The sequence below is a fragment of the uncultured Muribaculum sp. genome (genome assembly GCF_910583865.1).
Classification (GTDB): Bacteria; Bacteroidota; Bacteroidia; order Bacteroidales; family Muribaculaceae; genus Muribaculum.
The window spans coordinates 23,828-49,914 of record NZ_CAJTYX010000006.1 but is presented as its reverse complement, the minus strand read 5'-3'; the positions used below and the strand labels follow the sequence as shown (position 1 = coordinate 49,914).

The window sequence follows — 26,087 nt, the reverse complement described above, 5'->3', positions numbered from 1 at the left end:
TCGGAGAGGGTGTTATTTTATGAAAAAACGGTAGATGTCGTTGGCATTGGCGTAGAGCAGGAGCATGACCAGGAACGCCATGCCGCATATCTGTGCATACTCCATGAATTTTTCCGACGGTTTTCGGCGAGATATGATTTCGTATAGAAGGAACATTATGTGGCCGCCGTCGAGCGCCGGGATTGGAAGAATGTTCATGAAAGCGAGCGCCACCGACAGGAATGCTGTGATTTCCCAAAATGAGATCCAGCTCCACCTGTCGGGAAACATGCTGCCGATGGCTCCGAATCCGCCGAGACTTTTAGCTCCCTCGGCTGTGGCCACATACTTCATCGAGCCGATGTAGGCCGACAGCTTGCCTGTGCCGTTCTCCCATCCTTTGGGGATTGACTCAAGCAGTCCATAGCGCTTCACATGCACGGGATATACGTCGGTGAGGGGACGGAGCTGTATGCCTATCTTGCCACCTTCGGTCGGGGTTATGGCTACGTTGACGCTGCGTCCGGAGCGCTCGATTCCAAGGTCTATCTGCTTGCCGCCGTTCTCGGCGAGCAGACGGGTGAAATCCGTATAGGACGATGCCCTTTCCCCGTTGATGGTCCTTATTTTGTCGCCCGGCTGTAGTCCTGCCTTGTCGGCAGGTTCACCACCCACAGTGTTGTCGACAACCACAGGGAGACGGTAGGTAAAGAAGCCTTTGTCGTCGTTGAGGCGGAATATGAAGTTCTCGGGTATTGCGATCTCCACCGAGTCACGCCCGTCGCGCAGCACTGTCACGGTCTTTGCCTCGGCCATCTTCATGAGGCTCGAAGGATCGGAGGCGTACATCTCCTCTCCGTCGGCCAGCAGCGGTATGTCACCGTCGCGGAATCCTATGTCCTTGGCCGACTGCACGAATTCCATTCCTTCGCTCGCGTCGCGGTACTCGATGTATTTTTCGCCCCAATACCATGCTATGCCGGCGTAAATCACTATGGCAAGGATGAAGTTCATCAGCACTCCGGCCACCATCACAAGCAGTCTCTGCCATGCCGGTTTTGAGCGGAATTCCCAAGGCTGTGCGGGCTTGTTCATCTGCTCGCGGTCCATCGATTCGTCGATCATGCCTGCGATTTTCACGTAGCCTCCGAGGGGAAGCCATCCTATACCGTACTCCGTGTCGCGCCATGTGGCCCGGCTGTCATCCTTGCCGCCCGGCAGGGCTTTCTTTTTTGGACGCCATTTCACCAAAGAGAACCAGGGGTCGAAAAAGAGGTAGAACTTCTCGACCTTTATGCCGAACATGCGGGCGAAAATGTAGTGGCCGAACTCGTGAATGATCACAAGCAGGGCGAATGCGGCGATCAGTTGCGCCGCTTTTATCAGAAATGCTTCCATTTATTATTTCTTGTTTTTGGAATGCTCGGCGGCGATACGCCTTGCGAGGGTGTTTGTGGCTACATAATCGTCGTAGCCGGGGTTGGCGATGAATGGCACGTCGGCGAGTGTCGCCTCGATTATGCGCCGGATGTCAAGGTAGCCGATACGCTCATGAAGGAATGCGTCGACGGCCACTTCGTTGGCGGCATTGATCACGCATGCCGTGTTGCCTCCTCGGCTCAGTGCGTAATATGCCATGTTGATGAGCGGGAACTTTTCGGTGTCGGGACGGAAAAATTCCAGCCGGGCATAGTCCTGGAGCCGTAGGCCGGGACGGTCGGTGGCGAGACGGGTGGCGTCGCCAAGTGCATAGCGTATGGGGAGATGCATGTCGGGCACGCCGAGCTGGGCTTTCACCGCCCCGTCGGCAAACTCTACCATTGAGTGGACTATCGACTGGGGATGTACAACGGCTTCTATCCTGTCGGGTGTGATACCGAAGAGCCATCGTGCCTCGATTATCTCGAAGGCTTTGTTGAGCATTGTAGCCGAGTCGATGGTAATCTTGGCTCCCATCGACCAGTTTGGGTGTGCGAGTGCGTCGCGCACTGTCACGCTTCCAAGATCCTCGATGCTGCGGGTACGGAACGGTCCTCCGGAGGCTGTGATGAGGAGACGTTTCACTGTCGATGGATCCTCTCCCTGGAAGCACTGGTATATGGCTGAATGTTCGGAATCTACCGGTATGACACGTGATGCCGAGCGTGCGAGGCGGCTTGTCACCAGCTCTCCCGCCACGACCATTGTCTCCTTGTTGGCGAGTGCTATTTGCTTGCCGGCATCGATGGCCCGAAGGGTAGGGGCCAGGCCGCTATATCCTACTGTTGCCGTGACTACGGTATCCACGTCATCCCGTTCCATGGAGTCGGCTATGGCTTCAGCTCCCGCCGCCGTCTCGATTCCCAGTGGCGACAAGGCGGCGTGCAGAGTGGGATATAGGCTTTTGTCGGCTATAACGGCCAGGGCCGGTTTGTAGCGTCTGGCCTGGTCGATGAGTCGATCCACGTTGTGTCCGGCCACGAGCACGGTGGCACGGAATCTGTCGGGGTATTCCGATATGATGTCGAGTGTCTGTACTCCGATAGAGCCTGTGCTCCCGAGTACCGCTATATTTTTCTGTGAATTCACGTATTAATATAAATATATGTGCAAAGATACGAATAAGTCGAGAGAAAAGGACAAGTTTACTTGTACTTTTCCGAGCGTGAGTATCTAAGGCGATAGCCAAAGATACGGATAAGTCGAGTGCAAAGCCAAATTTATTTGAGCTTTTCCGAGCGTGAGTATCTAAGACGATAGTCAAAGATACGAATAAGTCGAGAGCAAAAACAAATTTTATTTGATTTTGCCGAGCGATAGTATCTCTTACGGCGTCATGAAACGGAGCGGATCGATTTTGACTCCGGCGTTCCACATCTCTACGGTTATGTCGGAGATTGTGTCGGTTAGGCCTATTGTCTCTCCGGCGGTCACGTTCTTTCCCCGTTCGATTGTCGTCTCGGAGATTCCTCCTATGCGGGTCACATATCCGTCAGGATGCTGGATTATCACAGTCCATGCATCTTCGGGGGAGTAGCTTCTATCGACTATACTGCCTGAAGCGGGGGCTGTTACTGCCGAGTTGCGCGGGGCTGCTATGGACACACTTGTGGAGGGTGGTGCTGCGGTCAGCCTCCCTCCGCTCACCGGAAGGTGGAATAGTGCGGATCTTCCCGACGAAGGGGCGCGCTTGTCGAGTGTGTAGCGCTTTCGCTCCTCGACTCTGTGCACGAGTGCCTTCTCGGCTTCCGATGCCGGCATGAGCGAGTCGGGTGAGACGGCATGGTCCATTACGGCCATCCTGTTCGATTCCGAAGCGATTGTCGCGATGGTGTCGCTACGCAATATTGTCCCTAATGAGCTCAGGTAGCCGGAAGTGGTGCGTGCCGAGGTGAGCAGTGAATCGATACGGAACAGGTTTATAGTGTTTTCCTGCCTTTCCTCCTGCTTCAGGTATCCGGGTAGAAGGGTGCGTAGGGGCGTGAACACTATGAGGGTCGCTGCCATGCATCCGACTGCCACGAATATCAGTATGATGCATGCGACGACTTTTCTCTGCGACATTCTTATGGTCCAGACTTCATTGAAAGTGTTTTCGTTGATGAACGACAGGCGGAAACGCCGATGGGTGCGCAGTCGGTGGCGCACGTGGTTTTCAGTATGTGTCCTGTCTTTCCTGGGTATGTCGTTGCTGCTCATTGCGGTGATTTTGAATTTTGCAAATATAAGCATAAATTATGGGATTTGAAATTAACAATAGAATGAATGTAAATTGATAATTTTCTGATTTATAATAGTTTGCTAAAATGGATGTGGGCCGGTTTTTAACATTAGAATGTTAAAAACTGTCGAAAAAAGTTGCAGAGATTCTAATTAAACTTTACCTTTGTGAAAATTTTGCTGAACAAAGGAGAATGGTCCGGCGTTACAATAGCAAAATCACAAAACAACAATGGCTGCCATCTACCGGCGGTCGGCGGCGGATGAATAATCAACCGCATAATGAAGGGTTAAAACAATAGTATAAATCAAAAAACTAAAGAGAATGAAAAAGAACATCCTTTCCGGTTTTGCTGCCTGCGGCGCAATGCTGCTTTCGGCAAATGTCGCTACCGCTCAGGAAGCTGTGGCTGTTGAGGAAGTTACCATCACCGAGACTGAGGCCGTCGAGTGTGTCGACCATTACTACTCGGAGCGCGGAGCCAACTGGTTCCTCCAGATTGGCGCAGGTATGGAACTACCTATGACCGATCGTATCTCTGACGGTCAAGAGCACCACCGCCACATTACTGCTTCCTACAACATTGCATTCGGCAAGTGGTTTACCCCCTATTTGGCTTGGCGTATTGGCGCTACGGGCGGTGCTTACCATTTTGATGTTGATGAACTTGGTTACAACAAGGCTAAATATATCAATGCCAACGCCGACCTTATGTGGGATATGTTCAACAGCTTCGGATCAGTGAAGGCTGACCGCTTCTTCAGCGTTGTTCCTTTCGTGGGCGTAGGCGTTTCCCGCTCATGGGGTTGGGCAAAGGGTCCGGCTGTCACAACACAGCACGGTGCGGTAAAGAGCCGCATCTGGGAGTTCCCCGTATCTATGGGTCTCCAGCTCCGCTTCCGTCTCTGCAAATATGTTGACTTCTTCGCGGAAGGACGTTTCGGTCTCTTTGGTGATGAATTTGACGGTTCTCCAATCGGACAGAATGTTGACATGAACCTTAACGTTCTCGGTGGCTTCAACATCAACTTCGGTGGAAAGGAATTCAAGAAATTCAATCCTTGCGACTATCTGGGATATGTCAACCAGCTCAACGGTCAGGTGAATGACCTCCGTGGCGCTCTCGCCACATGCGGTGCCGCTCTTGCAGCCGCCGAGGCCCAGCTTCCCTGCCCCGAGGTAGTAGCTCCCGAATGCCCCGACGCACAGGCTCCTCTGCTCTCTACCGTTCGTTTCACCATCAACTCTGCCAAGATCACCTCTACCGAGACTGTCAATGTGTTCAACATCGCTCAGTGGATGAAGGCCAACCCCAACAGCAATGTAGTCATCAAGGGTTATGCCGACAAGGACACCGGTACTGCTGCTTACAATATGAAGCTTTCAGAGCGTCGCGCACAGAACGTCTACAACATGCTTACCAAGGAGTATGGCATTCCTGCCGACCGTCTGACCATCAAGGCTGAGGGATCTGATTCTCAGGTTTACGATGAGAACAACTGGAACCGTATCGTAATCTTCTCGCAGGACTAATCTCGGCGATACAGATAAATAAGATTATATAGAGTGGCACTCCGGATTTCCGGGGTGTCACTTTCTTTTTACCTTCCTGTGCGTTTCACCTATAAAAAAGCAGACGGCATTGCTTATCACAAGCTCTGCCGCCTTTCCATTCATGAGAAATCTATCTACTGTTTTAGAGTTCTTAGAATGAAGTTCTTTTAGTCCTGGTGTATTTAAAGGTATAGTCAGTATAGATAATTATTGTGTAAAAGCCATTGTCTATTCGCAGGAAATCCGATACATATCATATGTAGGTTTGTGCGAAATCATGTGCAAGTTTAGCGCTTTTTGATAATATGCGCATAATAATAAGTCAACAAAATTCAAAAATATGTTGTATAACATGTTTTGTGCCCGTAAGAACTCGGTAATCGCACCGTGGGAGGTAGAATACCGTGGTGTCATTATTCCTTTTGATTAGTGAATTTTTTCTTTAATGTTTGTATCGCTATGTAAATTGTCTTAAATTTGCATATCCAAGACGGTCATGTCTTTCAGTCTGCATCTTTTATTGAGTTAATGCAGAGGAATATGTGTAATCCGTCGGGGAGCGTACAGGCAGCATTACAGAACATCAATTACATAATTAACTTAATCCAAATTACACTACTATGTGGTTAACAAGCTCGTCTATAGGACGCAAGCTGGTAATGGCAGTTACCGGCATCTGTCTTGTCCTATTTGTAACTTTCCACTGCTTGATGAACGCGGTAGCGCTCGTGTATCCCGCCTCCTACAACGTGATCTGCGAGTTTCTCGGTGCCAACTGGTACGCTCTCATAGCGTCGATGGGGCTTGCCGTCCTCTTCATCATTCACATTATCTATGCCGTGTGGCTGACCCTTCAGAACCGCAAGGCCCGTGGCAATGACCGCTATGCCATCAACAGCATTCCCAAGGGGGTGGAGTGGTCGTCGCAGAACATGCTCGTGCTCGGCATTGTCGTGCTCGCTTTCCTTGTCGTGCACCTGATCCAGTTCTGGGCAAAGATGCAGCTCGTCGAGATTCGTGGCGTGGAAGAGGTGCTTCCACCCTCGATGGGTACTATCTTCATTCAGGAAGCATTCAGCTGTGTTGCCACTCCCATCATCTATATAATCGGTTTCGTAGCCCTGTGGTTCCATATGAATCACGGTTTCTGGTCGATGCTCCACACTGTGGGATGGGACAACAACGTTTGGATCGGTCGTCTGAAGAAGATCGGTTGCTGGTGGACATCGATTGTCGTTGTGCTCTTCATCGCACAAGCCATCGTATTCACCGTGCTTGCAAACCAGGATTTCTATAAGAAGGATGCCGCACTTCGTGACCAGTACAAGGAAGTGCTCGGCAAGATGGTAGGCATTCCCGCCGATCGTTTCGATTACGACCAGCTTCCCTCGGCTGAGGAGCTGAAGAACGCAGAGGCTCAGATGCAGGAGCTTAAGGGAAATCCCGAGATGGCCGCACAGTATCAGGCTACTCCAGAGCGCATCGAGAAGCAGATCGAGACTATCGGTCAGTGGCGTCGCGTGCTCGATTTCGTGGACTATCTCAACGACACCAAGGCTGCGTGCCCCGTGGCTGCTGAAGGTGACGCTGCCGCCGAAACAAATGTTGAACCTGCTAACTAATCAAGCGATATGGCAACTACAGATTTAGACAAAGTAAAAGTGATGAATCCGGCCGATTCTAAGATCCCGGAAGGTCCTATCGCTGAAAAATGGACCAATTATAAGGCTCACCAGAAGCTCGTCAATCCCGCCAACAAGCGCCGTCTGTCGGTAATCGTGGTCGGTACGGGTCTTGCAGGCGCCTCTGCCGCCTCCACCCTCGCCGAGATGGGCTTCAACGTGCTCAACTTCTGCATACAGGACAGCCCCCGCCGCGCCCACTCCATCGCAGCCCAGGGTGGTATAAACGCCGCCAAGAACTATCAGAACGACGGCGACTCCGTGTATCGTCTTTTCTACGATACCGTCAAAGGCGGCGACTATCGTGCACGCGAGGCCAACGTCTACCGTCTGGCCGAGGTGTCAAACAATATCATTGACCAGTGTGTGGCACAGGGTGTGCCTTTCGCACGTGAATACGGAGGCCTTCTCGCCAACCGTTCGTTCGGCGGCGCGCAGGTGTCGCGTACATTCTATGCCAAGGGACAGACCGGCCAGCAGCTCCTTCTCGGCGCTTACAGCTCGCTCAACCGCCAGATCAATCTCGGCAAGGTAAAGAGCTACAACCGCTATGAGATGCACGACGTGGTGATGATCGACGGACGTGCCCGCGGAATCATCGCCAAGAACCTCGTCACCGGCAAGTTCGAGCGTTTCGCGGCACATGCCGTGGTAATCGCTACCGGCGGCTATGGCAACGCCTACTTCCTTTCGACCAACGCTATGGGCTGCAACTGCTCCGCTGCGATGGCCTGCTACCGCAAGGGCGCTTATTTCGCCAACCCGTCATATGTGCAGATCCATCCGACATGTATCCCCGTGCATGGCGACCAGCAGTCGAAGCTGACGCTCATGTCGGAGTCGCTCCGCAACGACGGACGCATCTGGGTGCCAAAGGACATCGAGGATGCTAAGAAACTCCAGCGCGGTGAAATCAAAGGCTCCGACATCCCCGAGGATCGTCGCGACTACTATCTCGAGCGCCGCTATCCGGCATTCGGAAACCTTGTGCCCCGCGACGTGGCATCACGTGCCGCCAAAGAGCGTTGCGACAAGGGCTTCGGCGTGAACAACACCGGACTCGCCGTGTTCCTTGACTTCTCCGAGGCCATCAACCGTCTCGGCATCGATGTGGTGCGTCAGCGCTACGGCAACCTCTTTGACATGTATGAGGAGATTACCGATGTGAATCCCGGCGAAAAGGGCAATGAGATCAACGGTCAGGTTTACTACAACCCGATGATGATTTTCCCCGCAATCCACTACACTATGGGTGGTATCTGGGTAGACTACGAGCTGCAGACATCGCTCAAGGGCCTCTTCGCTATCGGTGAGTGCAACTTCTCCGACCACGGCGCCAACCGTCTGGGCGCGTCTGCCCTCATGCAGGGTCTTGCCGACGGTTACTTCGTGCTTCCATATACTATCCAGAACTACCTCAGCGACCAGATTACCGTTCCTTGCCCCGGCACCGACGGTCCCGAGTTTGACGAGGCCGAGAAGAAATGTATCGCAGCCCAGGAAGGATTCCTCAAGATTCAGGGCAAGCGCTCCGTCGATTCCCTTCATAAGGAACTTGGCCACATCATGTGGGAGTATGTCGGCATGGGCCGCACAAAGGAGGGTCTTACCCTTGCTCTCGACAAGCTCAAGGCTCTCCGCAAGGAGTTTGAGACCAATCTCTACGTGCCCGGCACCGCCGAGGGCATGAACAACGAGCTTGACAAGGCTTTCCGCCTCAAGGACTTCATCACTATGGGCGAGTTGGTTGCCTACGATGCTCTCAACCGCAACGAGAGTTGTGGCGGCCACTTCCGCGAGGAGTATCAGACCGAGGAAGGCGAGGCCAAGCGCGACGATGCTAACTACTTCTATGTGGCATGCTGGGACTATCAGGGAAGCGACGAGAAAGCTCCCGAGCTTATCAAGGAGCCGCTCCACTATGAGGCAATCAAGGTGCAGACACGTAACTATAAGTCGTAACTCTTAAAGAATTTTCTACAAAATGGCAAATATGACTGTTAATCTCAAGGTCTGGCGTCAGGCCGGTCCTAAGGAAAAAGGTGAGTTCCGCACTTATACCGTGGAGACCGATACCGACACCTCGTTCCTTGAAACTCTCGATATACTCAACGAGCAGCTCGTCAACAACCATGAGGAGCCTATCGCATTCGACCACGACTGCCGCGAGGGTATCTGCGGCATGTGCTCGCTCTACATCAACGGACATCCCCACGGACCCGCCACGGGAGCGACCACCTGCCAGCTCTACATGCGTCGCTTCAAGGATGGCGAGACAATCACTGTAGAGCCGTGGCGTTCTGCCGCATTCCCCGTGATCAAGGATCTTATGGTCAACCGTAACGCTTTCGACCAGATACAGCAGGCCGGCGGTTATGTGTCGTTCAATTGCGGCGGCGCACAGGATGCGAACTCGCTCCCCATCTCCAAGGTCAACGCCGATATGGCTATGGACTCCGCCACTTGCATCGGGTGTGGCGCATGTGTGGCAGCCTGCAAGAACGGATCGGCCATGCTCTTCGTGTCGGCCAAGGTCAGCCAGTTCGCACTCCTTCCCCAGGGACAGGTAGAGCGCAAGCGTCGTGCCCGTGCCATGGTGAAGAAGATGGACGAACTCGGTTTCGGCAACTGCACCAACACCGGCGCATGCGAGGCCGAATGCCCCAAGTGTATCAAAATCAGCAACATTGCGCGCCTCAACCGCGAATTTATCAAGGCAAAGTGCGCTGAGTAAGCAAATCCTGACCGTGATGGCGGTCATTTAAATCATAAGCGGGATTCGAGTCGACATAGACTCGAATCCCGCTTGGTATATTGGCGGATGTCACCGCAGTGATTCACTTCTTTCCGGCTTTCTCCTCCTTGCGGTATTTCTCGTAGGCTCTGGCGAGCCTTGTGTGGTAGCGGCGTTTGGCATACCCCGGTCCGTTGTAGCGACGCGCGAAGCCGGCCCAGTCCTTTTTCTGTAGATATTTGTCGAGGCCCTGCGATTTCACGAACTCAACGAATAGTTCCAGCTGCTCATGCTCGCTGGCCGACATGCGTTTTACAAACTCCTTTACCGATGATGTGCCGCATTTCTTCCAGTTGAATCCTCCGATCTGGAACATACCCCAGAAGCTGTTTTCCATGGCTGTCACGGAATCTATCGCCATGGCATCCTCCAGGCGCGCGTATTGGGCGGCCTGGTAGCTGCCGTAGCGGCTTCTGTCGGGACGCGCGAATGCCGTGGTATGTTGTTTCATGTATGGCGCAAGATTTATGCCCCGTCTGCGTGCGCCTCGCTTGAACATGGCGAGGTCGAAATTTAGAAGAGGTTTTCCAGGAGCATGAAATCCTTGGTGGGTGACCCCCGCTTCTATCGACACGACCGCTTTCATCGAGGCTACGTCTATACCGAGTTCGTTGGCGGCCATGCGGAAGTCATCTTCGTCCAGGCGCTTCACTGTGTTTCTCGCCGTCTCCGACCATGGATTCTCAGGGAGTTCCCATAGGTTCTCGGGCAGTATGTGCAATGAGTCCGGTGGCGTCACTCTCGGTTGCCGTGCTTCTACGGAATATGCAATCGTCGCTATAGCAAGCGCACCGAGGAGATATTGGTGGATTGTGCTCATGGTAAGGGATGAAAATCCCCGGCACGATAGCACGTCGCATGTACCATGCCGGGGAGTGTTATGGTTAAAATCTTGATTTTACGTTTTTTGCGGTATCAGCCCTTCAATTCCGCTACTTTGCGCAGGATTGTGGTCAGCTGGTCCCAGAAACGTGCCACGGCGGGTATGTGCATCTTCTCGCTCGGCGAGTGCACTCCACGTAGCGTCGGGCCGAATGATACCATGTCGAGGTGTGGGTATTTCGTCAGGAACAGCCCGCACTCGAGTCCGGCATGGATGGCGGTGATGAGTGGCTCCTCGCCGTAAAGCTCACGGTAGGTGTCGGCGGCAATCTTCATGATGGCTGAATCCATATTGGGCGCCCATCCGGGATACCCGTCACCGTGGGTTACCTTTGCCCCGGCCAGTAGGAACATGGCCTCTATCTGGTTGGCTATGTCATATTTGCGGCTCTCTACCGAGCTGCGCTGGCTTGTGGTGACGAGAATGGTGTTGTCGGGCTGCATCTTCACCGATGCGAGATTGGTCGATGTCTCCACGAGGCCTTCGAGGTCGTGGCTCATTGATATCACACCGTGGGGGCATGCGTAGAGCGAGCGTATAAGGCGCAGTGTGGTGTCGCTGTCGATAGCATATTCCGGCTTGTCGGTGGTGGCGATGGTGATGTCCATCGTCGGGTCGGTGTGGGAATATTCGTTCTTCACCTGCGCGACGAATTCGTTGAAGGCCACCATCACGTCCTCTTTCTTGGAAGTGTGCACGCCCACTATGGCATGTGCCGCGCGCGGTATGGCGTTTCGAAGGTTGCCGCCGCTTATTTCGCTAAGCACTATGTCGTGCTTCTGCGACAGGCCGAAGAGGAAGCGGGCCAGCAGCTTGTTGGAGTTGGCGCGGCCCTCGTGGATGTCACCCCCGGAGTGGCCTCCACTGAGGTTGGCGAGTTCGATGTCAAACCAGTGGTAGTCGGCAGGTGCCATTTCGCGCTTGTAGTCGAAAGTGATGGTAGTGTCGATTCCACCGGCGCATCCGATGAAGAACTGGCCGTCATCCTCCGAGTCGAGGTTGAGCAGTATAGAACCGTTCATCATGTCGGCTCCGAGATTGTTGGCTCCGGTCATGCCGGTCTCTTCGTCGACGGTGAACAGCGCTTCCAGCGGACCGTGCACGAGGCTGTTATCGGCCATTACAGCCAGCGATGCAGCCACGCCGATTCCGTTGTCGGCGCCGAGGGTGGTGTTGTCGGCATGAACCCACTCTCCGTCGATGATGGTGGTGATGGGGCTGTTGTCGAAATCGAAATCCTTCTTGTTGGACTCGCACACCATGTCCATGTGTCCCTGCATGATTACAGTAGGGGCGTTTTCATGGCCCGGAGTTGCGGGCTTGCTGAGCACGACGTTGCCTACCTCGTCGGTCTTGGCGGCGATGCCATGTTTCTTTGCGAATTCGAGAATGTAGTGGCGTATCTTTTCCTCTTTCTTGGAGGGACGCGGCACCTGCGTGATCTCGTCGAAGATCGTCCAGACTGCCGTCGGTTTGAGATCCTTGATGGTCATAGTCATTATGGAATTTAGTCAGTTAATTGTCGCTTTGAATTGTATAAAATTGTTAAATTCTTTGCTTTTCGCACTCTAAGTTACAAAATAAAATTTAGATAATTCCAGATTTGTAATTCCTTTCTTATATTTGCAGTGCAAAAACATAGTGACACAGTGAAAACAGTGTTGTTGACCATCGCCATCATAGCCGTGTGCGTGGTGCTTTTGGGAGTTAAAGTGCTTTTTGTCAAAGGCGCACGCTTCCCATCAGGCTATGTTCACGATAATGTGGCGCTCCGTCGCAAAGGGATTTCCTGTGCTTCGGGCCACGGACAGCGTCCGACGGATAGAAAAATAACAAAAAATACCATACATTAAGCAACTTACAATGAAGAAAATCGCACTTTGTGCAAAGACACTCATCGTGGCGCTTGCCGTAATGGCGGTGTCATGCTCTTCGGGCAAAGAGGATGCCGCTCCCGTAGCGTCGTCCGCCGACAAGGCTGTCGCCGCTGCGGTAAACATCCGCTACATCGATGCCGATTCGATTGCCGCACACTACAACCTTGCCAAGGATTTCAAGGAGGCACAGCTGCGTCAGATTAATAAAATCGACAATGCCCAGCGCACCCGTGGCTCCGAACTACAGAAACTCGGCAACCAGATACAGCAGAAAATCAACAACAACGGCTACCTCTCCCAGGAAAGTTTCCAGTCCGACCAGGAGACGTTCAACAAGAAGCAGGCCGAAGCCCAGAACTATCTCGCCAGCCTTCAGCGTGAGGCCGAGCAGGAGATGATACAGCAGCAGATACAGCTTACCGACTCGATCGAGGCTTTCATCAAGGAATACAACAAGAAGAAGGGCTATGATGCGATTCTTTACAAAGCTGCAGGTGTCTACTTCAATCCGGCTCTCGACATAACCAACGAAGTCATCGATGGACTTAACAAGCGCTACAACAAAGTCGCTGAAAACTGATTCTCCGATTTTAACCGTAATACATAAAAGAGCGGGACACCAATTGGTGTCCCGCTCTTTTATGTATTCTCATCATGCAGGATTGACGGCGGTCAGGCGGTGGTGAGCTGGATGTTGTGCTTTGCCGCCATACGGCGCATGTTCAGCAACGCGTAGCGCATGCGTCCCAAAGCCGTATTGATACTTACTTCGGTGGCTTCGGCTATCTCCTTGAAGCTCATGTCGCGGTAATAGCGCATGGTGAGCACCTCGCGTTGAGGCTCGGGAAGGGCGTTTATCAGACGTCGCACGTCGGTGTGTATCTGGTTCTCGACAAGCCAGTCCTCTATGTTGGTGTCGCACAGGTCGCGGCGGTTGAGCATGTCCGTGTCGGTGTCGTCGGTCGATACGGTGTTTTCCACTCGTTCCTGGCGATAGAAGTCGATAATCAGGTTGTGGGCGATGCGGTGCAACCAGGCCGAGAACTTACCGTTCTCGGTGTAGCGTCCTTGCTTTAGCATCATGATAATCTTGACGAATGTCTCCTGGAAGATGTCGTCGGCGATGTCGCGGTTGCGCACGATGCGCATGATATATGAAAACAGTTTCGATTGGTGGCGCAACAAGAGCGCGTCGAAAGCTTCGTTGTTCCCTTCAACATACGATTTCACCAGCTGTTCGTCGGTGAATGAAGAAAAGATTTGCATTACTTGTGATTTTTTGATTTGAAGTAATGGTCGTCGCTATAGGCACTGAGATTTTTGGAGTAAATACTATATTTGCTGTGAGGTCTAGATTTGCCTCTGTCGAGGAGGATACGGTTCGCTATTGTCGTCGTGAATACGTGTTGTCGAAAGCGAATGTATCTAATGATGGCTCAAAGATAGGAATTAGCTACGTGTCCGGCAAATTATTTAAGAAAATTTTTATAGTTTCACACAATATTTTTGCATTTGCGTAGTTTGTGAGGCGATAGTTTTAAACGACCTCTTAATGAACTGAAAGTTTCCACTATGGTGGAGTAATAAAAGTCGGTTTCCGAGCGTTTAAGAGGTAAACCGCCAATACGTCTGCCTATGCTTAAAAAGTCTACATCGTATCTTACCGCCGATGACCGTCGTGTCTCGGCTCGCGATTCAAGGCGCGAACATGTCATGCCTCGGGAGTCAACTCTTGCATTTATCCGTCAGTTTGCGAGAGCGTACCATTTCGAATGCGCCCTTGCTCCGTCCCATGCGGGAATCGTTCTTAACTGATCTGCCACTTTAGGGTTGTTGGAAACGCTTAGAGGTTGTTTTTAAACAATCTCTTATTTGCCGAACGGATTATAGCCCGATTCTACGAGCGTCAAGGCATTGCCATAGAAATCTTTATTCAGGAGTTCCACGGCTTTCATGTCGGGATGACCTTTCATGTATGCGTCGACGATGCGCATTCCGATCCAGGTGCCGATTCTCCCCGGTGCCTCAGGGTTGATAAGCGGAGTTGCCGGCGCGGCCTGTGTGATGCGTTCTCCCATTGTCGGGTCGGTAGAATAGAGTATCTTGCGGTTTATCATTGATTTCCATACACTGGCTTCGTTGTCTGCCGCCCATCTCTTGTCGCGATCGTCCCATCCGAGCATTGCGCCGAAATCGTCGGTTGCGGTCAGTCTGGCGGTAATCCATTCCACCGCGCCGGTGTATAGCATGCGGCTCAACGCCGTTTCATCCCCCTCTGATGGGGCATACGGCATCTGTGTGTTCAGCAGGGATTCAGTGAGGTGTCGAGGAAGTACCCTGAGGCATTTTTCTTGCCTGATGTAGCTGTCAAATCCAAGGTATGCCTCGTCATCAGTGCCGAGATAATGGTTGGTACCTATGAGGGCCACGGAGTCGCCGCATAGTATTATCGATTGTGAATAAGATGATATTACGCCGTACAGGCGCGGCCATTTAATTTCCGGAATCAGCGTCATTGCCTGTCGGGATGCCGCTCCTAAGGCATGTTCCACCGAGTCAAGGCTTCCGAGACGTTCGCGTATGGCGCAGCCGAACATTCCGACGCCTCTGCTTGTGGCATACGCAAGGATGGTTGAATCTGTCGTCTCTGGCCTCACTTCCGGATGGCTTGAGGCATAGAGGCGTATCATTATATCGTTTATTGCGGCATATCGCTCTCGGAAATCAGCGCGCTCTGTTGAGTCTGCTCCCGGGTAGGCGCTGAGTCCCAGGTCATAACGTTCTATCTCCATCTTCTCGGCATCTCCTGTTCCGGACTGCCTCCAATCGGTGCATCCTTGGGCCGCGATAAGCGTCCCGATGAGGAGCAACGGTAAAATCAGTTTCATTATAGTGGTTGTCTTTTGATGACTTGCATGACTGCAAAAGTACTATTTTGCATGTGACGAGACAAGTCTGTTGGTCGAAACTTCTCTGCTTTTGGATAGAAACAGCCAAATTATATGTCCATCTTGCCATAATTAGCACATGTTTTCTTAATTTTGTACCGTAAATCATGCTTCGCAGACTATCCCTACATATTATATATAATATATGCATGCTGCTCGTCCTCCCGGTAGGGATCATGGCGCAGGAGCCTTTTGTCGTAGTGCTTGATGCCGGACACGGAGGGCATGATCCGGGCACGATAGGGAACAAGGCCAAGGAGAAGGACATAAACCTTGGTGTTGTACTGAAACTGGGAGAGATGATCGAGAAGAATCTTTCTGATGTGAAGGTCGTTTACACTCGCAAGGGTGATTATTTCAAGACGTTGCAGGAACGATGTGACATCGCTAACGATGCGAAAGGGTCGTTGTTCATATCCGTTCATGTGAATTCGGTAGATCGGAAGAACCGTCGCCGGTCCACTATACATGGCGCGGCTACCTATACCCTCGGTCTCCATCGTTCCGCCGACAACCTTGCTGTGGCCAAACGTGAAAATGCCGTGATGATGCTTGAGGATGATTATTCCGAGCGCTACTGCGGCTTCGATCCCAACTCCACGGAGTCATATATAATATTTGAATTAAATCAGAACAAGCACCTCGACCAAAGCATTGAATTTGCCGGAAAGGTGCAGAAGGAGTTGCGCACAACCGCGTCACGTGCCGACAACGGCGTGCGCCAGGCCGGATTCTGGGTATTGGCCAAGACCGGTATGCCTGCCGTGCTTGTCGAACTTGATTTCATCTGCAATCCTGCTTCGGAGGCTTTCATGGCATCAGAGTCAGGGCGTCGCAAGCTCGCCACGGCTATATACAATGCCGTGGACGACTACAAACGGGCTTATGATATATCGACGGGAAAGAAGGTGCCGGAAAAGAAAGTCTCATCCAAAAAGCAACGTCGGCAGGAAACCGGTGCGGAGGAAGCGCCGTCTGTCGAGTCCGCGACGGGCGGTTCGCCCTCGGTGGTTTCTCCCGGATCCGCATCGTCTGTACGCACTTATCGCGTGCAATTCATGACGAGTCCGCGGAAGGTCCCAAAAGGCTCAAGCAAGTTTCGTGGCATCGACGAGTATGTCGAGTACCATGAAGGCTCGATGTGGAAATACTCATCTACCGATCTCGCCGACATGCGGTCCGCGCGCCGTAGGCTTGCCGAATTGCGGAAAAAGTTTCCTGACGCGTTTATTATTACCATTGTCGACGGCCAACGTGTCAACTGAATTTGTTTAATAGTCAATAAGTGCTTTCACGGCATACTGCAAAAAAGTAAAAAACAATGAAACGTTTCTCTCACGAACTTATCATCGGACTCTCGGTACTGATTGCCGGTCTTGTGCTTTTCTTCGGTATCAACTACCTAAAAGGCATCAACATATTCAAAGCCGCCAACTACTATTACGCGTCCTACACCAATGTGGCAGGACTCAGCGTCTCATCACCGGTCACCTTGAATGGCTTCAAGGTGGGACAGGTACGCGATATTACGTATGAATATGACAATCCCGGTCATGTGCTTGTGGAGATGAGTCTCGACAAGCAACTGAGGGTTCCTGCGGGGTCGAAAGCGATGATTTCGTCCGATCTGCTCGGCACTGCTTCGGTCGTCCTGGAGTTTTCCAAATCCACAGATTTCCATACTGTAGGGGAGCGTCTTATAGGTGGGAATGCTCCCTCTCTCATGGAGAACGTCTCTACGGAGATCATGCCTACCGTAGGTGCGATATTCCCGAAAGTGGATTCGCTACTCACATCGGTCAATCGTCTCGTGGGTGATTCCGCGTTGCTTCAGTCGATAAAGAGGCTCGACGCTATCACGGCCAATCTTCAGGCCACGACCTTGTACCTTAACCGCACGATGGCTACGATGCCCGGCACTATGAAAACGGTCGACGGCGTGGCTCACAATCTTGATTCGATCACGTCGGATCTCGCAGTCTTGTCCGAGGAGCTTAAGACGATACCACTGAAGTCGACCATGGACAATATAGACCGAACCATGAGCAATATAAATTCCATCACCGCCAAGATGGATCGTCCTGACAACTCGATAGGGCTGCTTCTTAACGATCGTGCCCTTTATGATCATATAAATGGAGCCGCAATGGGACTTGACAGCATCATGTGGGATCTAAAGAAGAATCCGCGACGCTACGTTCCGCCAATCAAGATATTCTGATCAAGGCGTGGCCCTCTTCCTTTTAAACAACCTTTTGAATATGTCCGTCCGGCGATGCGTCAAATGTTGATGCATCGTCGTTTTTTATACGTATGTCCTGTGCTCTCAGTATTGATATATAATATGCAATACCGAAATAATTATTTAGAATTATTCCAAATAGTTGATAACTTTTTGGCAACGGGTGTTCCACGTCTTAAACGCCTATCTTTGCCATGTTAAGTAGTTCCACGTCTTTGCATCTGTTTGGAATGTTGATAACTTTGCTTTGTAATTTGTTGATAATCAAATTTAATTATAGTTATCATCATTTAAATGTTGATAACTTTGCCGAAAAACATAAACTCCTGAGATTCACCCGACTTGTATTTCGCCCGACTTTTCCAAATTTTACGCTGTTTGTTTTTGAAAAAAATATGGATGAAATTTGCAGTGTAGAAAGGGTGGATGATAAGGCCCTTTCAGGTACATTTTTATAAGGAGATTTGCTATCGCATTAAGATTTCAGGACGATCTTGAATCCGGAATTTTGTCGGCATCCGCAAGCCTGCCTCATGAATATGTGTCAACTTTCTTCTCGCACGAATTTTAGACGGGATCTAATCACTGTGCCTCTATCCTCTAAGAATTACAACCAACCATTGACATGGAAAAGACCCATATACAATTGTGGGAAGAGTGTCTGAAGATTTTTTCCGACAATCTCTCGCAGCAGCAATTCGACACTTGGTTTCGCCCGGTGACGTCGCTCGGATTCGAGGACGGCAATCTCACCCTGAGCGTACCTACCGCATTCTTCGTGGAGCAACTCGAGGAGCGCTTCATGCGTATAATAGCTCCTACGCTGATGCGTGTATATGGTGCCGGTGTAAAGCTTTTCTATGTATATAATCCCGTTAAGGAAGCGCCTGAGGCCACGGTCACGCAGCAGTCTGAGCGACCGAGTGCCGCAGTACAGCCCCGTGGTGTGTCACCATTCCAGACAGTAGTTGCTCCTGAATTCGATTCGCAGCTTAATCCTAAGTACACTTTCGAAAACTATTGCGGAAGCGTCTCCAACAAGATCGCCCGCTCGATCGGCGAGGCTATAGCCACTAATCCCAAGTGTAAGACGTTCAATCCTCTATTCGTTTTCGGCCATACCGGTGTCGGCAAGACGCACCTTATCCAGGCCATCGGAATCCGCATCAAGGAGCGTAATCCTCAGGCGCGAGTATTGTATGTGTCAGCCCGTCTTTTCGAGAGCCAGTACACCGCCGCAGCAATGGCCAAGCCGAGTCGTGTCAACGATTTTATCGCTTTCTACCAGTCGATTGACGTGCTCATCATCGACGACATCCAGGATCTGATGCACAAACCGGGCACGCAGAGCGCATTTTTCCATATCTTCAACCATCTCCACCAGAACCAGCGTCAGATAATAATGTCAAGCGACTGCGCGCCTTCTGACATGAAGGATATGCACGAGCGTCTGCTCTCGCGCTTCAAGTGGGGAATGACCTGCGAGCTTGAGAGTCCCGATTTCGATCTGCGTCGTGAAGTGCTTCGCCAACGTGCGTCGCAGGACGGTCTCGACATACCCGCTGATGTGCTTGAATACATTGCGGCCAATGTCACCGACAGCATTCGTGAGCTTGAAGGCATAGTGGTCTCGCTCCTGGCCCATGCCACGGTGCTCAACCGGGAGATTACAATCGATCTGGCCCGCTCCGTACTGAACAATGCCGTAAAGTTGCAGAAAAAGACGGTCAACTTCGACATGGTGGCCCAGAAGGTCTGCGATTACTACAACATCGACTCCGACAAGCTTTTCACCAAGAGCCGCAAGCGTGAGATTTCCGACGCGCGCCAGATGGTGATGTACCTCGCCAAGCGCCACGTAAAGATGCCCGTAACAGCCATCGGCACACGCCTCTCGCGTAGCCATGCCACTGTGCTCCATGCATTGAAGAACATCGAGGAACGTCTTTCGCTCGAAGCCACTTTGCGTGTCGACATCGAAAAGATCGAGGCCTCCCTCACTGCCGCTCCGGTATGACCGCTTCCCTCCGATAAAGATAAATTATGGCACATAAAAATAAAGGATGACGCACCGAAATCAAAATCGGGGCGTCTTTTCTTTATATGCAACATTCGGCGTCGCGGAGTGTTTATATAAAAAAACGAGGAAGTGCATGGAAAATACGCCGAATTTGAGTATTTTCGCATGTTTTTGACTGAACAACCGCATTATGGAACGCATTAAAGTAAAGATAATCAACCGGTCGGGACACGGACTCCCTGCATATGAAACACCCTCGTCCGCCGGAATGGACGTGCGGGCATCCCTGAAAGCTCCCGTCACACTTATGCCTATGCAGCGCGCTTTGATTCCGACTGGTCTGTATATCCAGCTCCCTCACGGTTATGAATGCCAGATGCGTCCGCGATCGGGTCTCGCTCTTAAAAAAGGAATTTCCCTGGTGAATACTCCCGGCACCGTCGATTCCGACTATCGTGGCGAAATCGGTGTGATACTGATAAACCTAAGCGATGAGCCTTTCGTGGTAAACGACGGCGAGCGCATATGCCAGATGGTGATAAAGGAGTATACGCGCGTCGACTGGGAGCCGGTCGAGAAACTCGACGAGACCAAGCGTGGCGAAGGTGCGTTCGGCCATACGGGGGTGAATTAATGGCTTCCCGTCTGGGGGTGCTGTATTTTCTATGTAAAAAGATAAGATTATATGCGCGTAGATACACGTCGACATAAGGCTAAGGCGACGGCTATTCTCGGAATGGCCCTGTTTTCGGCCATCACAATGAAAGCAAAGGCCGTAATCCTTAGCGCATTGGTCGCTGCCTCGACAGTGCTCGCCATGAATGCGGGTAAACTGCCCCGTAAGGAGCAGCCTTCCGATGCCGACCGCCGCAAGGCCGACTATATATTCATGGAGGCTACCAGGCAGCATGCTCTCGGCAACGATGACTCATACTATGCGCTGCTGAAGCGCGTCAATGAACTGAATCCAGATGACCACGCCGCAGGATATTATCTCGGCTACTACTCGGTGATGACCGCCGGCAACGACTCCGCGCGCTTCGACGAAGGTTACCGTATGATGAAGAGGCACTTCGACCTCGCCCCGTCCGACTATTATCCTGCATATACCTACGGTGTCATCAACGATCATCTCGGACGCATCGACGAGTCGCTGAGAGTGTGGAACACTCTCGACTCGCTCTACCCGGCCAAAACCGAGGTGACATTACGTCTGGCCGACGCCCTTTTCCAGACCGGCGACTCAGCCGATATGCGACGCACGATTGATGTTTACAACCGCATAGAGCGCACGCAGGGCAGGAGCATCCCACTTGCATCGCGCAAGATACGGAGCTATCTGTCGACGCAGGACACCGTAGCCGCCATCGGCGAGGTGTATTCACTTCTGGATTCCTCACCGACAAGCACGGAAAACAACGTGTTTGCCGGCGACGTGTTCGCTCTGTTTTCTGAAAACGATTCGGCGCTCGCCTATTACGACCGCGCATGCGAACTTGACCCCTCCTCCGGGCTGGCATATTACTCGCGCGCCAACTTCTATAAGTCGATTGACGACAGTGTGGCCTACGACAGGGAGGTGTTCCGCGCCCTCAAGATGGAGAGCCTTGACCTCGACACCAAGCTCGAGATCATGACCAACTACGTGCGGGAGCTTTACTCCGACCCGGCCCAGCAGCCGCGCATACAGGAATTGTTTGCCTCTCTTTTGGAGCAGCATCCCCACGAGGTGAGTGTGCACGACCTCTATTACTCCTACCTTCTTGCCATTGAGGACTATCCGGCGGCAGCGGAGCAGGTGGGATATTCACTTGACATAGATCCTTCCGACGAACGTAAATGGGGTGCGTTGATGAGCCTGTGCATGCAGATCGACAATCCTACCGGCGCTGTCGATGCGGGCACACGTGCGCTTTCCTATCATCCTGAAAGCGCCAATCTCACTTTCTTGCGCGGGGTAAGCTACGGACAGATGAAGGAGTATGACAATGCGTTCAATGACTTCGAGCATGCCATAGAACTGGCCGACTCCGGCGACGTGAAGTTTGTTTCCGAGGTACTGAGTTCAGAAGCCGACCTCTATTCCACTTCCGACCGTAAGCCTCAGGCTGAGGAGCTTTACAAGCAGGCGGTGGCGATCAACCCCGACAACCTTCTGGCGCTAAACAATTATGCCTATCTCCTTGCTGTAGAAAACCGCGATCTTGAGCGTGCCGAGCGCATGAGCTACCGCACTATACAGGAGCGTCCGGACGACATAAACTCGCTCGACACTTACGCGTGGATACTTTTCCGCCAGAAGAAATATACCGAGGCTCTTGTCTATATCCAGAAGGCTCTCGACCTCGCCAAGGAACCCGCCGAGGAGCTTTATTCCCACGCAGGCGACATATATTTCTGGAACGGCGACCATGAGAAGGCCGTGGAGCTATGGAAGGTGGCGTTAACCCTCTCGCCTGACAACGACCTTCTGAAGCGTAAGGTACGCCACAAGACTTTCTTCTTCGAATAATACGGTACTAACATAAGACTTTGACTATATTCGCACATTCCTAATGAACAGGTTATCATACATGGCACTCGTGGGAGTGGTGATACTCTCCGGCTCTTTGCTTCCCGGGTGTAAATCATCACGGGGAGTCGCCTCTTCGGGCGACTATCCTTCAGCGGGCGTCGTGCAATCCTCGCTGCCTTATTCTTTGGAGACTGTCGCCGCAAACTATCGTGAATGGACTGATGTAAGTGTGCCGGTGACGTTGCGTCTTACCACGCCTAAGAATCTTTCTGTGGGCGCCCGTGCCCGTATGGTGCGCGGCAGATGTATCGACCTTAGTTTCCGCATGCTCGGATTCGAGGTGGCACGTGTGTGGATCACTCCCGATTCATTGGTTGCCGCGTCGAGACCCAAGAAGGTATATCTTTCCGAGAGCCTCACTAAGATTACTTCGGGATTGCCCGTCAACCTGGAGAACCTGCAGGATCTGCTTATCGGGCGTCCGTTCATACCCGGCGGCTCCACCCTTGCGTTGGCAGATTCGACGACTATGTTTCTCGACACTTCGTCCGGCTCCGTGAGGCTTTTGCCGAGGGCGTCACAGCCGCTGGCCGACTATGGCTTCGTGCTCGATCTCCCGGCTGTGGTCACTGCCCTTGGCGTCGTGGCCGAGGAGCATGACGTGACATTCACAGCATCCTACTCCGGGCCGCAGCCGCTCACTCCGGCCGGCAACGTCATGGACAATGTGGATTTGTCGGTGTCTACCCCTCGTGCCGATTATGCGGCTTCAGTGGCGTGGCGGTGGAAGAGCGCCAGATGGAACGAGGCTATTTCCGTTGATCCTCCCGTCACCGAGGGGTTGCGTCGTGTCACGTCGTCGCAACTCATGAAAATAATAAAGGATATGTAGTCAGCACATGCGACACATTGCCATACTACTTCTCACGGCTGTGATAATCGCGGTTTCGGCTCAGGATGCCGATGCCGCAAGGCGTCGTTCACGCCAGAAGCAGCGTGGCATAGAGACTGTCAAGAAGGAGCAGCGTGACACGCGCAACGCCATAAGGCAGACTGCCGAGCAGATTGAGTCGAACAAGCGCAATACAGCCCGTTCGTTAAGCCGTCTTGAGTCCCTTGATGCCGACATGGCGGTCAACGCCCGTTCGATCGAGCGCATTTCTGCCCAGGTCGACAGCATCGACAGTCGTATCCGTGCACTGACCGATTCCGTAGATGCCCTTGAGAAAAAACTCGGGCAGATGCGCGAGAGCTACGGGCGGATGGTGAGGCGCATCCATGAGCATCAGCGCGGGACAACGTCGGCTTTGGCATTCATATTTTCCGCCGAGACCGTATCGCAGGGCTACAGGCGCATGCGTTACCTCAAGGAGGTGTCGGCGTGGCGCGAGCGTCGCAGTCAGGAAATTGCCGGGCGTGCCGACACATTGCGTCGGCAGAAAGAGCATCTCTCGGCTATGCATGCCGAGAAGGCGGCATCGCTCTCGCAGCTCGCCGCGGCTCGCCGTGATCTTAAAGCGTCGCAGGAACAGACCGCTCGGATTGTCGACCAACTGAAGAAAGAAAGTACTTCGCTCCGGCAGGTGCTTAAAGAAAAGGAAGCCAAGGCTCGGGCGCTCGATGCCGAACTTGACCGTCTGATTGCAGAGGAACAGCGCCGTCAGGAAGAAGAACAGCGCCGCGAGGAGGAACGAAGGCGTAAGCTTGCCCTCGAAAAGCAGAAGAAAGAATCATCCTCGCCGGCTCCGAAAGGTGACAAGAAAGGGAAGGATGCAGGCAAAGCCACACCTTCCGCACCATCCAAGACTCCCGACAGGCAGCAGCGCACCTACGCCACCGCCGACGAGACGCGCGCGCTCACCGGCTCGTTTGAAAGCAACAAAGGGAGGTTGCTTTTCCCTGTGAGCGGACGTTATCGCGTGGTGCGCCCGTTCGGTCGCAGGCAGCATCCCGAACTGCCACATGTAGTCACTGAAAATGCGGGCATCGACATCGAGGTAAGCGCCGGAGCCACGGCACGTGCCGTATTTGCCGGAAAGGTTTCCGCGATTTTCCGCCAGCCCGGCTACAATACTATCGTGATGGTGCGTCATGGCCGTTATCTCACCATCTATGCCGGCCTTACCGACATAACAGTGCGCAACGGGCAGGAGCTTAAGCAGGGGCAGACCATAGGGAAAGTGTTTGCCGACCCTGACGATGAGGGTAGGGCGGTGCTCCATTTCGAACTGCGCCGGGAGAAAGAGAAGCTCAACCCTTCGCTGTGGGTAAAATAATATGTGTGTTTACGCCGTTTCCTTTATGTAGCAACCGAGGGAAGGATGGCTAACGAATCAACTATCGTCAAGGAGAACAGTTACCGGAGCATTATGCGTGGCATGTCGGCATTTGGTGGAGTCCAGGTGCTGCAGATTGCCATAAATGTGGTGAGAGGCAAGTGTGTGGCGTTGCTTCTCGGTCCTGAGGGGATGGGCATATCGCAATTGCTCGTGTCATCGACCAACACACTCAAGCAGGCTGCCTCATGCGGGCTGCCTATGTCGATAGTGCGCGAAGTCGCTGCTACCAGGGATGGCGACGCATCTGCCCTCGACACGGATTCTGTCGTGGCTGTGGCCCGTCGGGTGGTGCGTTGGACGGCGCTCCTTGCCATGCTCCTGTGTGGCGCCTGCTCGATGCTTCTCAGCCGGCTGACTTTCGATAACGACCTCTATACATGGAGCTTCGTCGCCCTGTCGGTGATGATGCTCTTTTCCGTCATGGCCGACGGCGAGATGTCGCTTCTTCAAGGGTTGCATGAGGTGAAGCGGCTGTCGAAGGCGTCGCTCGTTGGTGCGCTCACCGCCCTTGTCGGAGGAGTGCCGTTATACTGGTTTTTCGGCTACGGCGGTATCGTCCCCGCCATGATACTAATGTCGGTGGTCACGTGGGCTTTCTTCCGCTACAACATGGGCAAGACGCATCATTCTCCCCGCGTTGATGTGGCCCGCGACGTGCGCAAGGCCTTGACGCGCCGCCTTCTGGCGCTGGGGCTTGTGCTGATGGCCGGGACAGTGCTCACAACCTTGACCGGTTATCTCGTCAACATGTGGGTGCGTTCGATCGGTGGAGTGGCCGACGTCGGCCTTTTCCAGGCGGCAAACAGCATTGCCGGACAATATGTGGGAGTGGTCTTTACGGCTATGTCGCTCGATTATTTCCCGCGTCTGTCGGCGGCTATTTCCGATAACCGGCGCATGACCGTCATCGTCAACCGCCAGTATGAGCTTGTCGGGCTGATCGTGGCTCCTCTTGCCATAATCCTCATGCTTACCGCCCCGGTGCTGATAAGGGTGCTGACATCGGAAGCCTTTATGGGGGTAGTGCCGTTGGTGAGATGGATGGCTCTTGGGCTTTTCTTGCGCGCGATGGCCTATCCGCTCGGCTATATCGCTTTCGCCAAAGGCAACAAGCGGCTTTATTTCTGCTTGGAGGGGGTGTTCGGATGCAGCGTGATGCTCGTTGTTAACTGCCTGTGCTACTGGTTGTGGGGGCTTGTAGGACTCGGTGTGGCCATGGTTGTGGTGCATGCGGTGGATGTGGCGGCCTACTATGTGGTCAACAGGCGCGCTTACGGCTATCGTATCGACGGACCTACTTTAAGGCTCATGATAATATTATTCGTACCTGTACTCCTCTCTTTTCTTGCAACGCTTATTTCCGACATCCGGATTGGCTCTGTAGTGACAGCTGTGCTCCTTGCCGTCACTTTGGTAACTTCGTTCCGCGGCATACGTTCCAGGCTGAGCCGATAGCCTTATTTGTGGATTTTATCGGAAAACATACTGAAAAGTTATTAAACTGGGATAAAAGTTGGCAAATAATGCGCTGATATTGGTCGGAATAGTATAACT

The 26,087-nt window shown here is 52.6% G+C and carries 19 protein-coding genes and 1 pseudogene; 13 read left to right on the top strand and 7 right to left on the bottom strand.

Annotated features, from left to right (window positions below; translation table 11 throughout):
• Window positions 1–12 precede the first annotated feature (12 nt).
• The 3 genes from rseP to QZ303_RS02480 form a co-directional block, all read right to left on the bottom strand.
• A complete protein-coding gene (gene rseP, locus QZ303_RS02490) occupies window positions 13–1,377 on the bottom strand; it encodes an RIP metalloprotease RseP (RefSeq protein ID WP_295728604.1) in 1,365 nt (454 codons plus the stop codon).
• A gap of 3 nt (window positions 1,378–1,380) precedes the next feature.
• The gene (locus QZ303_RS02485) at window positions 1,381–2,547 is read right to left on the bottom strand and encodes a 1-deoxy-D-xylulose-5-phosphate reductoisomerase (protein WP_295728601.1); all 1,167 of its coding nucleotides are present in this window, start codon (window positions 2,545–2,547) and stop codon (window positions 1,381–1,383) included.
• Between the two features lie 237 nt (window positions 2,548–2,784).
• Complete coding sequence (locus QZ303_RS02480) at window positions 2,785–3,657, bottom strand: M23 family metallopeptidase (protein ID WP_295728598.1); 873 nt, start codon at window positions 3,655–3,657, stop codon at window positions 2,785–2,787.
• A gap of 346 nt (window positions 3,658–4,003) precedes the next feature.
• On the opposite strand from QZ303_RS02480, the gene QZ303_RS02475 reads away from it, so the two are divergent.
• The 4 genes and pseudogenes from QZ303_RS02475 (at window position 4,004) to QZ303_RS02460 (ending at window position 9,649) form a co-directional block, all read left to right on the top strand.
• Window positions 4,004–5,212 carry an OmpA family protein gene (locus QZ303_RS02475; protein WP_295728595.1) on the top strand — a complete coding sequence of 403 codons (1,209 nt, stop codon included), beginning with the start codon at window positions 4,004–4,006 and terminating at the stop codon, window positions 5,210–5,212.
• Window positions 5,213–5,853: 641 nt separating this feature from the next.
• A pseudogene (locus tag QZ303_RS02470) lies at window positions 5,854–6,501 on the top strand (succinate dehydrogenase cytochrome b subunit); the annotation flags it as partial.
• 396 nt (window positions 6,502–6,897) lie between these two features.
• The gene (locus tag QZ303_RS02465) at window positions 6,898–8,877 is read left to right on the top strand and encodes a fumarate reductase/succinate dehydrogenase flavoprotein subunit (protein ID WP_295728703.1); all 1,980 of its coding nucleotides are present in this window, start codon (window positions 6,898–6,900) and stop codon (window positions 8,875–8,877) included.
• A 22-nt stretch (window positions 8,878–8,899) separates the two neighbouring features.
• Window positions 8,900–9,649: a succinate dehydrogenase/fumarate reductase iron-sulfur subunit gene (locus tag QZ303_RS02460; RefSeq protein WP_295728593.1), complete on the top strand. Its 750-nt coding sequence runs from the start codon at window positions 8,900–8,902 to the stop codon at window positions 9,647–9,649.
• A gap of 103 nt (window positions 9,650–9,752) precedes the next feature.
• Here the strand turns inward: QZ303_RS02460 and QZ303_RS02455 are convergent, their stop codons facing one another.
• Both QZ303_RS02455 and QZ303_RS02450 read right to left on the bottom strand, forming a co-directional pair.
• The gene (locus QZ303_RS02455; RefSeq protein WP_295728591.1) at window positions 9,753–10,529 is read right to left on the bottom strand and encodes an N-acetylmuramidase family protein; all 777 of its coding nucleotides are present in this window, start codon (window positions 10,527–10,529) and stop codon (window positions 9,753–9,755) included.
• A 95-nt stretch (window positions 10,530–10,624) separates the two neighbouring features.
• Complete coding sequence (locus tag QZ303_RS02450; protein ID WP_295728589.1) at window positions 10,625–12,085, bottom strand: aminoacyl-histidine dipeptidase; 1,461 nt, start codon at window positions 12,083–12,085, stop codon at window positions 10,625–10,627.
• 370 nt (window positions 12,086–12,455) lie between these two features.
• Between QZ303_RS02450 and QZ303_RS02445 the strand changes: the two genes are divergently transcribed.
• A complete protein-coding gene (locus QZ303_RS02445) occupies window positions 12,456–13,049 on the top strand; it encodes an OmpH family outer membrane protein (RefSeq protein WP_295728587.1) in 594 nt (197 codons plus the stop codon).
• 92 nt (window positions 13,050–13,141) lie between these two features.
• Here the strand turns inward: QZ303_RS02445 and QZ303_RS02440 are convergent, their stop codons facing one another.
• On the bottom strand, window positions 13,142–13,735 hold the full coding sequence (locus QZ303_RS02440) for a sigma-70 family RNA polymerase sigma factor (RefSeq protein ID WP_295728584.1): 594 nt from the start codon (window positions 13,733–13,735) through the stop codon (window positions 13,142–13,144).
• 602 nt (window positions 13,736–14,337) lie between these two features.
• The gene (locus tag QZ303_RS02435) at window positions 14,338–15,357 is read right to left on the bottom strand and encodes a hypothetical protein (RefSeq protein WP_295728581.1); all 1,020 of its coding nucleotides are present in this window, start codon (window positions 15,355–15,357) and stop codon (window positions 14,338–14,340) included.
• 209 nt (window positions 15,358–15,566) lie between these two features.
• On the opposite strand from QZ303_RS02435, the gene QZ303_RS02430 reads away from it, so the two are divergent.
• The 8 genes from QZ303_RS02430 to QZ303_RS02395 all read left to right on the top strand — a co-directional run bounded on the left by QZ303_RS02430 (window position 15,567) and on the right by QZ303_RS02395 (window position 25,988).
• A complete protein-coding gene (locus QZ303_RS02430; protein WP_295728577.1) occupies window positions 15,567–16,682 on the top strand; it encodes an N-acetylmuramoyl-L-alanine amidase in 1,116 nt (371 codons plus the stop codon).
• 56 nt (window positions 16,683–16,738) lie between these two features.
• Window positions 16,739–17,638: an MlaD family protein gene (locus tag QZ303_RS02425; protein ID WP_295728573.1), complete on the top strand. Its 900-nt coding sequence runs from the start codon at window positions 16,739–16,741 to the stop codon at window positions 17,636–17,638.
• Window positions 17,639–18,284: 646 nt separating this feature from the next.
• Complete coding sequence (gene dnaA, locus QZ303_RS02420; RefSeq protein ID WP_295728569.1) at window positions 18,285–19,676, top strand: chromosomal replication initiator protein DnaA; 1,392 nt, start codon at window positions 18,285–18,287, stop codon at window positions 19,674–19,676.
• Window positions 19,677–19,878: 202 nt separating this feature from the next.
• Window positions 19,879–20,313: a dUTP diphosphatase gene (dut, locus tag QZ303_RS02415; protein ID WP_295728700.1), complete on the top strand. Its 435-nt coding sequence runs from the start codon at window positions 19,879–19,881 to the stop codon at window positions 20,311–20,313.
• 51 nt (window positions 20,314–20,364) lie between these two features.
• On the top strand, window positions 20,365–22,191 hold the full coding sequence (locus QZ303_RS02410) for a tetratricopeptide repeat protein (protein WP_295728566.1): 1,827 nt from the start codon (window positions 20,365–20,367) through the stop codon (window positions 22,189–22,191).
• Window positions 22,192–22,234: 43 nt separating this feature from the next.
• On the top strand, window positions 22,235–23,086 hold the full coding sequence (locus QZ303_RS02405) for a DUF4292 domain-containing protein (RefSeq protein ID WP_295728564.1): 852 nt from the start codon (window positions 22,235–22,237) through the stop codon (window positions 23,084–23,086).
• Window positions 23,087–23,093: 7 nt separating this feature from the next.
• Window positions 23,094–24,470, top strand: coding sequence for a peptidoglycan DD-metalloendopeptidase family protein (locus QZ303_RS02400; protein ID WP_295728562.1), 1,377 nt, complete (start codon window positions 23,094–23,096; stop codon window positions 24,468–24,470).
• Window positions 24,471–24,515: 45 nt separating this feature from the next.
• A complete protein-coding gene (locus tag QZ303_RS02395; protein WP_295728559.1) occupies window positions 24,516–25,988 on the top strand; it encodes an oligosaccharide flippase family protein in 1,473 nt (490 codons plus the stop codon).
• Window positions 25,989–26,087 lie beyond the last annotated feature (99 nt).

Coding starts and splice junctions, on each gene's coding strand:
- rseP (WP_295728604.1), bottom strand. CDS start 1,377: ATGGAAGCATTTCTGATAAAAGCGGCGCAACTGATCGCCGCATTCGCC.
- QZ303_RS02480 (WP_295728598.1), bottom strand. CDS start 3,657: ATGAGCAGCAACGACATACCCAGGAAAGACAGGACACATACTGAAAAC.
- QZ303_RS02475 (WP_295728595.1), top strand. CDS start 4,004: ATGAAAAAGAACATCCTTTCCGGTTTTGCTGCCTGCGGCGCAATGCTG.
- QZ303_RS02465 (WP_295728703.1), top strand. CDS start 6,898: ATGAATCCGGCCGATTCTAAGATCCCGGAAGGTCCTATCGCTGAAAAA.
- QZ303_RS02460 (WP_295728593.1), top strand. CDS start 8,900: ATGGCAAATATGACTGTTAATCTCAAGGTCTGGCGTCAGGCCGGTCCT.
- QZ303_RS02455 (WP_295728591.1), bottom strand. CDS start 10,529: ATGAGCACAATCCACCAATATCTCCTCGGTGCGCTTGCTATAGCGACG.
- QZ303_RS02450 (WP_295728589.1), bottom strand. CDS start 12,085: ATGACCATCAAGGATCTCAAACCGACGGCAGTCTGGACGATCTTCGAC.
- QZ303_RS02445 (WP_295728587.1), top strand. CDS start 12,456: ATGAAGAAAATCGCACTTTGTGCAAAGACACTCATCGTGGCGCTTGCC.
- QZ303_RS02440 (WP_295728584.1), bottom strand. CDS start 13,735: ATGCAAATCTTTTCTTCATTCACCGACGAACAGCTGGTGAAATCGTAT.
- QZ303_RS02435 (WP_295728581.1), bottom strand. CDS start 15,357: ATGAAACTGATTTTACCGTTGCTCCTCATCGGGACGCTTATCGCGGCC.
- QZ303_RS02430 (WP_295728577.1), top strand. CDS start 15,567: ATGCTGCTCGTCCTCCCGGTAGGGATCATGGCGCAGGAGCCTTTTGTC.
- QZ303_RS02425 (WP_295728573.1), top strand. CDS start 16,739: ATGAAACGTTTCTCTCACGAACTTATCATCGGACTCTCGGTACTGATT.
- dnaA (WP_295728569.1), top strand. CDS start 18,285: ATGGAAAAGACCCATATACAATTGTGGGAAGAGTGTCTGAAGATTTTT.
- QZ303_RS02410 (WP_295728566.1), top strand. CDS start 20,365: ATGCGCGTAGATACACGTCGACATAAGGCTAAGGCGACGGCTATTCTC.
- QZ303_RS02405 (WP_295728564.1), top strand. CDS start 22,235: ATGAACAGGTTATCATACATGGCACTCGTGGGAGTGGTGATACTCTCC.
- QZ303_RS02400 (WP_295728562.1), top strand. CDS start 23,094: ATGCGACACATTGCCATACTACTTCTCACGGCTGTGATAATCGCGGTT.
- QZ303_RS02395 (WP_295728559.1), top strand. CDS start 24,516: ATGGCTAACGAATCAACTATCGTCAAGGAGAACAGTTACCGGAGCATT.